The organism is Pyramidobacter sp. C12-8, assembly GCF_002007215.1.
Taxonomy (GTDB): Bacteria; Synergistota; Synergistia; order Synergistales; family Dethiosulfovibrionaceae; genus Pyramidobacter.
Map to the genome: position 1 here is coordinate 1 of NZ_MUHX01000050.1, position 7,959 is coordinate 7,959.

Consider the following 7,959-nt stretch of genomic DNA (forward strand, 5'->3'; position numbering starts at 1 on the left):
AGAGGTGTTACAAAGGGAAGTAACGGAGCAGTCATACCGGTGAAGGCAGCAGTTTGCTGTCCGGCCATAACAGCCTTTGAAGACAGTCTCTGCATGTTTTCTGATCTCTCTGGAGATCGTACTCGGCGACTTCAGAACTGTTGAGGCAATACTTCTGAGAGATTCTCGCCGGTTGAGGGCGCTTTCAATGGCTTTTCTTTCAGCCAGAGTCAAATGTTTGTTCATGATGATGAACTCCTTTCCGAGATCTGTTGTCTCGTAAGAAAGGTCTTTCATCAATTCAGACTAAATGCAAGCTTCTTTTAATTCAGATTTAATGCAACGGGGTACCGGATGTTGCGTTGCATTTACCTTGAAGAATTTCAAAATATTTTACAACGAATCGGACCGTTTGGCCTCCATTCCCATTTTATTGTTTTTCTGGTAGAATATTATTTGTCTGTTGCGAATAAACCACGGTCCGTGGTAGAATTCTTATCGTTTAACCGGAGGAGGTGAACCGAATGCCCAACAAGAAGTCCGCTATCAAGCGCGTCCGCACTTCTGAGAGAAACCGTCTTTACAACCGCTACTGGAAGAGCCGCTGCAAGACCGCCATGAAAAAGGTCCTCGCCACCGTCCAGAACGGCGATGCCGAAGCCGCCGTGCTCCAGCTTAACGCGGCCCAGTCCGTGTTCGACAAAGCCGTTGTCAAAGGCGTGCTCCATCGCAATACAGCCGCCCGCAGAAAGGCCCTGATGACTGCGAAGGTCAAGTCCCTCTCCGCCGAAAAGCCCGCCGAATAAGTTTCAACGACCATAAAAAACGCCGCCGGAAGATGAATGAACGTCTTCCGGCGGCGTTTTTGTCCTTTCGATTTTCGGCCCTTATCCCGCGGCGCGGGACATGACGGCGAGAAGGAGCTTTTCCAGCCCTTCCCAGCCTTCGCCCTCGCCGCTGCGCTCGCTCCAGGACAGGCGGATCAGCTCGCCCAGCCACAGCGACAGGAGTTCGGGGCCGTAGGTCTGCGCCATGGCGCGGGCCGTCTTTGTCTGAAAATTGGTGAGATGCACCGCTCCCGCCCCGGCATCGCCCAAGCGAGCCGCGAACATGGCGCCGCGCACGCGCTTATGCACCGCCGCAAGCGCGGGGATCAGTTCGCCTTCCTCGCGCAGGACCGCGAGGCTTTTCACAGCGGCGGCGACGTCGGCCTTGGCGACGGCGTCGAGCAGGTTGAGCACGCCTTTGCCGCCTTCGTCCATGGAGAGGGAATTGACCTGCTGCACCGTGATGCGCTTGTTCGGCGCCGCTTTGGCCAGCTTGTCCACCTCGCTGCGCAGCTCTTCCTCGTCTTCGATCCACTCCGCCAGCAGCGCCGCCGCCGCCGCGTCCAGAGAGCAGCCCGAAGCGCGGGCAAGCCTTTGCAACCAGCCGACACGCTGGTTCGGCCAATAAGGCGCCGCTTCATAGGATACGGAAAAGGCCGTTTCGAAAACGTCGCCCAGTTCCTTCTGCAAAGGTTTGTCGGAATGGATCAGAAAGATCACGTCGGCGTCGCCGCGCTCGACATATTTTTTGTACGTGTCGGGCAAAACGCCCAGCGACCGGCCGTCGTCGACCTCGAAAATCCGCCGGGGGGCGAAGAGGCTCGGCGTCAGAGCCTCTTCGAACAGATCGGGCCACGCGGCTGTTTCCAGACGCCGGTCCAGCGCGTAGCCTTTCTTTTCGTAAGCGGAGAGCGTTTCCGCGCGAAGGCGGGGCTGAGCGCCCGCCGGCGCCGCGATGAGCACCAGCGCGGGCATTTACTTCACCACCAGATTGACCAGCTTTCCGGGAACGACGATGGTCTTGACGATCGTCTTGCCCTCGAGACGCCGTTTGACCGCCTGGTCGGCCATGACGGCGGCCAGCAGCGCGTCTTTGTCCAACCCGGCCGGCAGTTCGAGTTTCTCGCGCACTTTGCCGCTGAACTGCACGGGCACCGTCACCGTCTCGCTGACAGTCAATCTCTCGTCATACTCCGGCCACTTCGCCAGCGACACGCACGGCGCGTTGCCGATCTTGGCCCACAACTCTTCGGCCAGATGCGGCGCATAAGGCGACAGCAAACGGGCGAAGACGTCCATCATGCCGCGGTAGCACACGTCGGCCTTGCCGGCTTCGTTGACCAGCACCATCATCTGCGAAATGGCGGTGTTGAAGTTCAGCGTCGCCGTATCGTCGCTCACCTTCTTGATGGTCCGGTGCAGCGTCTTTTCCAGTTCGGCCGGCACCGGCTCGTCGCTGAGGGGCTTTTCGCCCAGCTTCCAGACCTTTTCGAGGAAGCGGTACACGCCTTGAAGCCCCTGCGTGGACCAAGGTTTGGACATCTGCAGCGGACCCATGAACATCTCGTACAGCCGCAGCGAATCGGCGCCATAGTTCTTGACGATCTCGTCGGGGTTGATGACGTTCTTGAGCGACTTCGACATCTTGGCGACGACGCGCTCCAGCTTCACGCCGGTCCCCTTTTCGACGAACGTGTCGGGAGCGGGGTCCTCCACCTGATCGACGGCGACCAAAGATTTGTCGGGACGCTGATAGGCAAAGGACGTGATCATGCCCTGGTTGACGAGGCGGGCAAACGGTTCGTCCGTGTTGACCAGGCCAAGATCGTAGAACACTTTGTGCCAGAAGCGGGCGTACAGCAGGTGAAGCACGGCGTGTTCGGCGCCGCCTACGTACAGATCGACCGGCATCCAGTAGTCGATGGTGTCGCGAGCCGCGAATTCCTTGTCGTTGTGCGGGTCAAGGAAGCGCAAATAATACCAGCACGAACCGGCCCACTGAGGCATGGTATTGGTCTCGCGTTTGGCGGGAGCGCCGCAGACGGGGCAGGTCGTGTTCACCCATTCTTCCACGTTGGCTAACGGCGACTCGCCGGTACCGGTCGGTTCATACTTCTTCACCTCGGGCAGCAGCAGAGGCAGCTGCTCCTCGGGAACGGGGACGGTGCCGCAGTGCGGGCAGTGGATCAGCGGCATCGGTTCGCCCCAGTAGCGCTGGCGCGAGAAGATCCAGTCGCGCAGCTTGTAGTTGACGGCTTTTTTGCCTTTGCCATGCTCTTCCAGCCACGCAATGACCGCATCGATTGCCTCCTGCATGCCAAGACCGTCGAGGAAACCGGAATTGACGTGGGGACCGTCGCCTTCGTAAACTTCTTCCTGCACGTCCACGTTGCCTTTCAGGACTTCGACGATGGGCAGGCCGAATTTCTTGGCGAACTCCCAGTCGCGGCCGTCGTGCGCCGGCACGGCCATGATGGCGCCGGTGCCGTAGGAGATCAGCACGTAGTCGGAGATCCAGATCGGCACGCGCTGCTCGTTCAGCGGGTTGACCGCATACGCGCCGGTGAAGACGCCGGTCTTGTCCTTGTTCAGCTCCGTTCGTTCGAGCTCCGATTTGAGCGACGCCTCGCGCACGTATTCCCGCACCGCTTCGCGGCACGCGGAGGTCGTGATCTTCTCCACCAGCGGATGCTCCGGCGACAGCACCATGTAGGTAACGCCGAAAAGCGTGTCGGGGCGGGTCGTGTAAACCTTGAGATCGCCGTGCCCCCCCTCGATCTCGAAGGTCACTTCAGCGCCGACGCTCTTGCCGATCCAGTTGCGCTGCATGATTTTGATCGGCTCGGGCCAGTCGAGCTTGTCCACATCGTTCAACAGGCGCTCGGCGTAATCCGTGATCTTCAGCACCCACTGGCGCAGGTTGCGGCGGTAGACCTGATGTCCGCAGCGCTCGCAATGACCTTCCTTGACTTCCTCGTTCGCCAGTCCCGTCTGGCAGGAAGGACACCAGTTGATGGGGATCTGCGCCTCGTAGGCCAGCCCCTTCTTGAACATCTGCAAGAACAGCCACTGCGTCCACTTATAATATTCGGGATCGCAGGTGGAGACCTCGCGGTCCCAATCGTAGCTGAACCCCAACGATTTGATCTGAGCGCGGAAAATGTCGATGTTCTTCTCCGTCGTCACCTTGGGATGAGTGCCCGTCTTGATGGCGTAGTTCTCAGCCGGCAGTCCGAAAGAGTCGAATCCCATCGGGTGCAGAACGTTGTAGCCGTTCATGCGTAGATAACGGCAGTAGATATCCGTCGCCGTATAGCCTTCGGGATGCCCCACGTGAAGCCCGGCTCCCGAAGGATAGGGGAACATGTCCAGAACGTAACGCCGCTTATCGGCGGGGACCGAAGGGTCTTCCACAGTCTTGAAGGTTTTGTGCTCGTCCCAGTAGTCTTGCCATTTTTTTTCAATCGACTTGAAATCGTATTCCATGCAGAAGCTTCCTCCTCGAAAATTCTTGCGCACAAGAAAAAAATCACTGCGATTATAGCAGTTTTTCGGGATCTGTTCACAAAATTTTGAAAAACTATGGCTCAACCACACTGGCGCGGGTCAGCGCTTCGCTGACCGAAAGCACGCGGATCATCTCGATTTCGGCGTCGAGCTGCGGCTTCTCCTCGCGGGAACTGACCACGGCGCGTTTGAAGCCCAGCCGCGCCGCCTCGCGCAATCTCTGCGCCAGACCGGAAACGGGACGGACCTCGCCGGCCAGTCCGACCTCGCCGATCAGGCAGCACTCGGGCAGGACGTTCCGCCCCGTCAGCGCCGAAGCCATCGACGCCGCCAGCGCCAGATCGGCGCCGGGATCGTGGATCTCCAGCCCGCCGGCGACGTTGCAGTAAATGTCGTCGCGCAGCGAGGGCAAGGCACAGCGGCTCTGCAGCACCGCCAACAGCATGCCGATCTTGTTGGCGCCGAGGCCGATGCCGGCGCGCTTGGGGTAGGCGAAACTGCTTTGGCTCGCCAGCGTTTGAATTTCGGCCACCAGCGGACGCGAGCCTTCCATGATCACGGTCATGACGACGCCCGACACGGCGCCGTCGGAACGGTTCCAATAGAGATAGCTGGGATCGGGCACTTCCGCCAAGCCATCGCTGCGCATCTCGAAAATGCCCATCTCGTCGGTACCGCCGTAACGGTTCTTGCTGGCCCGCAGCGTGCGGTACACCGACGAATTGTCGTCGGCGAACATGATCACCGCGTCCACCATGTGCTCCAGCAGCATGGGGCCGGCGATGCGCCCTTCCTTGGTGATGTGTCCGACGAGCACCATGGGTATGCCGTGTTCCTTGGCATAGTTGACGCAGACCTGCGCCGTGGCGCGCACCTGCGTGGGCGTGCCCGGCCAGCCTTCGGCCTGCGAAGTGCGCATGGCCTGCACGCTGTCCACGACGATCAGGCTGTGATCCTTCGCCAGCGCCAGGGCGTCGTCGACGACCGTGTGACAGCAGACATCGAGCCCGTCGTGAAGGATCCTCAGCCGTTTGGCGCGCAGCCCCAGCTGCGACGGCGACTCTTCGCCGGAGATATAGAGCACGCGCCGCCCCGTCGACGAAACGTGACCGCAGACTTGCAGCAGCAGCGTCGATTTGCCGATGCCGGGCTGGCCGCCCAGCAGCACGACGCCGCCGGGCACCCAGCCGCCGCCCAGCACGCGGTCCAGCTCGCCGAAACCGGAGGCGAGCCGCTGAGGCGGTTCCAGCGTGCTGATGTCCACCGGCGTGAGGATCTTCGCCGTGCCGGCGGCCGCCATGCTGGGCGCGACGGGGATCTCCTCTTCCAGGGTGCCCCAGGCGCCGCAGCGCGGGCACTTGCCCGAAGGGACCAGGGAAACGTAGCCGCATTCGATGCAGCAGTACCGCTTGCCGTCTTTTTTCGCCATGGTTCCTCCTTCGCCTCTGACGGCGCGCTAACGCTTGTAGCCGATGATCCGGTTCAGCAGATCGCGGCGAGCTTCGATGTCTTCCGCCGTCTCGACGCCCGCCGGCGGGAAGCCGTCGATCACGCCGGCGATACCGCGCCCCTGTTCGGTCTGAGCGACGATGATCTGCAGCGGGTTAGCCGTCGCCGCGAAAACGCGGCACACTTCCTGACAGTTTTTGACGCGGTCCAACACGTTGAGCGGGTACGCCTTGCGCAGAGCGATGAAGAACGTGTGTCCGCAGGCGATCGCCCGGGCGTTCTTGACGGCCAGATCGACCATCTCCTGATTATTGCCTTCGTAGCGGATCTTGCAGTCGCCCGACGCTTCGCAGAAGGCCACGCCGAACTCCATGCCCGGCGCCGAAGTCGCCATGACCTCGTAAAGGTCCTCCGCCGTCTTGATGAAGTGGCTCTGTCCGACGATCACGTTGCAGTCCGAGGGAAATTCCGTCTGTACGATGTGCCATTGAATGTCCGCCATTGTATTCTCCTCCGTTTCAAGCGTTTTTTTGAGAGCTTGTTCAATCATACAACTTCAGCCGTGAAATCGCGACAAAAAAATATCCCGCGTCAGGACGCGGGATATTTTTCGTATCAGAGTTACTTCTTTTTCTTTAGCTCATTGATGACGTCGGCGGTGAGATCGACGCCGCCGAACTGAACGGCCTGTGAGTCGAGAACCACGTCGCAGCCCTTGTTCTTGGCCACGGTGCGGACGGCCTGGCGGATCTCCTTGTAAATGGGTTCCTTGAGCTTCATCTCTTCCTGCGCGGCTTCGCGGCGTTTGGCTTCGATCGTCTCGGCGCCTTTCTTCTTGTCGGTAACCTTTTCGAGAGCGCTTTTTAGCTCCTGCTCCTTGGAACGATACACCGCTTCGATCCTCTTGCTGACCTGCGCAAAGCTGGGATGATTGAAAAGGATCCTCTGCATGTCGGCTACGCCGATCTTCGTATCGGCGTAAGCCGCGCCGGCGATGACCAGCGTCAGAGCCGCAAGCAGTGTAAAGACATGGAAAAACTTCTTCATTTGGTAATTCCTCCTTGGTTCAGTCTGATTGACCGCGATTATTGTACTGCAAAGACGCCATCCCGTCCAGACGACGGCTCGACGTACGCCGCCGCTCTCCGACGACGGCTTATTGTACCATCAATCGACTCTCTGCGCACGTTTGCCTGTTTTCTGATAAAATTAAGAAACAAATTTTATTAAAATTCGTCCGAGGTAAAAGAATTTGAACTTCGATCCCTGATACAACACGCTGGTCAGCGCCACCGAGCCAAGCGCCGACGGCTGCGTCGCCGCTTGGCAGCCTTTATCCGGCAGCCCGACCGCAAAAGCGAAGAGACCGTCTTATACTGTTTCTTGACTAAAAACTAAAATCTCGAACAGCAAAAGAACGCAAACCACCGCGGAGAAACCGGACGGAGAAAAAATGAAACGTGACTTTCCGCAAACGAAAGATCCCCGATCGGGGGACGCATTTTTTGCGCCTCCCCCGCTCGGGGATCCTGTCGTTCCGTTTTTCCTGTTTCGGCCGTTACTTCGCTTCCGCAGACGCCTGTTCCGCCTTGGCGGGGACTTCCGGCTTCTTCACCGTCACCGTGGGAAGGGCGGCGAACTTCGGCCTGCGCCTGTTCATCTCCTTCAGCACGGCGTCGGTGACGTCCAGCCTGGGCGCCGCGTCGAGCAGCAGCTGACGCGCCATCACCGCGTGGAACTTCGGATTCTTCTTCCGCCACGTTTCCACGGACGCCATCAGTTCCGACTGCAGCACCGACGTCACCGCCGCGCGTTCCACTTCCATCTGCCGTTCCAGCGCCGCCTGTCCCTGCGCGATCGCGTTCTGCGCCTCGGCCGTGTTCTCCTGGCCGCGGTACAGCGCCCGCAGGTCGTTATACCCTTTCTGGAGCACTTTCTGCACTGCCTCCAGATGGGCCCGTCCCAGCTTGCCGGGTTCGGACTGGACCAGGAGCTTTTCCGTGTCCACCACGGCGATCTCCGTGGCGGACGCCGCCGCGGACATAGCGAATGTCAGAAATAAAACTGCCGCCTGCATCAAACGTTTCACTGATAAAACCTCCTCGAATAAATGGCAAATTGATAGAAAATAAATAGAAACAAATAAAAAACGAACAAAGAAGAAGGGCGGAGCGAATAAGACTCCGCCCTTTTTCTC

At 59.3% G+C, this 7,959-nt stretch carries 8 protein-coding genes; 1 reads left to right on the plus strand and 7 read right to left on the minus strand.

All coding sequences use genetic code 11. From position 1 onward, the window contains the following. A partial coding sequence (locus tag B0D78_RS11890; protein ID WP_143521727.1) for a helix-turn-helix domain-containing protein occupies positions 1–276 on the minus strand: 276 nt, incomplete at its 3' end. Positions 277–503: 227 nt separating this feature from the next. On the opposite strand from B0D78_RS11890, the gene rpsT reads away from it, so the two are divergent. Next, the gene (rpsT, locus tag B0D78_RS11895) at positions 504–785 is read left to right on the plus strand and encodes a 30S ribosomal protein S20 (RefSeq protein ID WP_078017157.1); all 282 of its coding nucleotides are present in this window, start codon (positions 504–506) and stop codon (positions 783–785) included. Positions 786–866: 81 nt separating this feature from the next. On the opposite strand, the gene holA is transcribed toward rpsT, so the two are convergent. The 6 genes from holA to B0D78_RS11925 all read right to left on the minus strand — a co-directional run bounded on the left by holA (position 867) and on the right by B0D78_RS11925 (position 7,851). Then, complete coding sequence (gene holA, locus B0D78_RS11900; protein WP_078017158.1) at positions 867–1,781, minus strand: DNA polymerase III subunit delta; 915 nt, start codon at positions 1,779–1,781, stop codon at positions 867–869. Further along, positions 1,782–4,292 (minus strand): leucine--tRNA ligase, encoded by a 2,511-nt coding sequence (leuS, locus tag B0D78_RS11905; RefSeq protein WP_078017159.1) that lies wholly within the window; start codon positions 4,290–4,292, stop codon positions 1,782–1,784. It lies immediately after the preceding gene. Positions 4,293–4,386: 94 nt separating this feature from the next. After that, positions 4,387–5,742 (minus strand): DNA repair protein RadA, encoded by a 1,356-nt coding sequence (gene radA / locus B0D78_RS11910; protein ID WP_078017160.1) that lies wholly within the window; start codon positions 5,740–5,742, stop codon positions 4,387–4,389. A 27-nt stretch (positions 5,743–5,769) separates the two neighbouring features. Next, complete coding sequence (locus B0D78_RS11915) at positions 5,770–6,264, minus strand: adenosine-specific kinase (RefSeq protein ID WP_078017161.1); 495 nt, start codon at positions 6,262–6,264, stop codon at positions 5,770–5,772. Positions 6,265–6,383: 119 nt separating this feature from the next. Next, positions 6,384–6,809, minus strand: a complete 426-nt coding sequence (locus B0D78_RS11920) for an OmpH family outer membrane protein (RefSeq protein ID WP_078017162.1) — start codon at positions 6,807–6,809, stop codon at positions 6,384–6,386. Between the two features lie 511 nt (positions 6,810–7,320). Next, positions 7,321–7,851, minus strand: a complete 531-nt coding sequence (locus B0D78_RS11925) for an OmpH family outer membrane protein (RefSeq protein ID WP_078016312.1) — start codon at positions 7,849–7,851, stop codon at positions 7,321–7,323. Between the last annotated feature and the right edge of the window lie 108 nt (positions 7,852–7,959).

Excerpts from the sequence above, each read along its gene's own strand:
- rpsT (WP_078017157.1), top strand. The coding sequence starts at position 504 with ATGCCCAACAAGAAGTCCGCTATCAAGCGCGTCCGCACTTCTGAGAGA.
- holA (WP_078017158.1), bottom strand. The coding sequence starts at position 1,781 with ATGCCCGCGCTGGTGCTCATCGCGGCGCCGGCGGGCGCTCAGCCCCGC.
- B0D78_RS11920 (WP_078017162.1), bottom strand. The coding sequence starts at position 6,809 with ATGAAGAAGTTTTTCCATGTCTTTACACTGCTTGCGGCTCTGACGCTG.
- radA (WP_078017160.1), bottom strand. The coding sequence starts at position 5,742 with ATGGCGAAAAAAGACGGCAAGCGGTACTGCTGCATCGAATGCGGCTAC.
- B0D78_RS11915 (WP_078017161.1), bottom strand. The coding sequence starts at position 6,264 with ATGGCGGACATTCAATGGCACATCGTACAGACGGAATTTCCCTCGGAC.
- leuS (WP_078017159.1), bottom strand. The coding sequence starts at position 4,292 with ATGGAATACGATTTCAAGTCGATTGAAAAAAAATGGCAAGACTACTGG.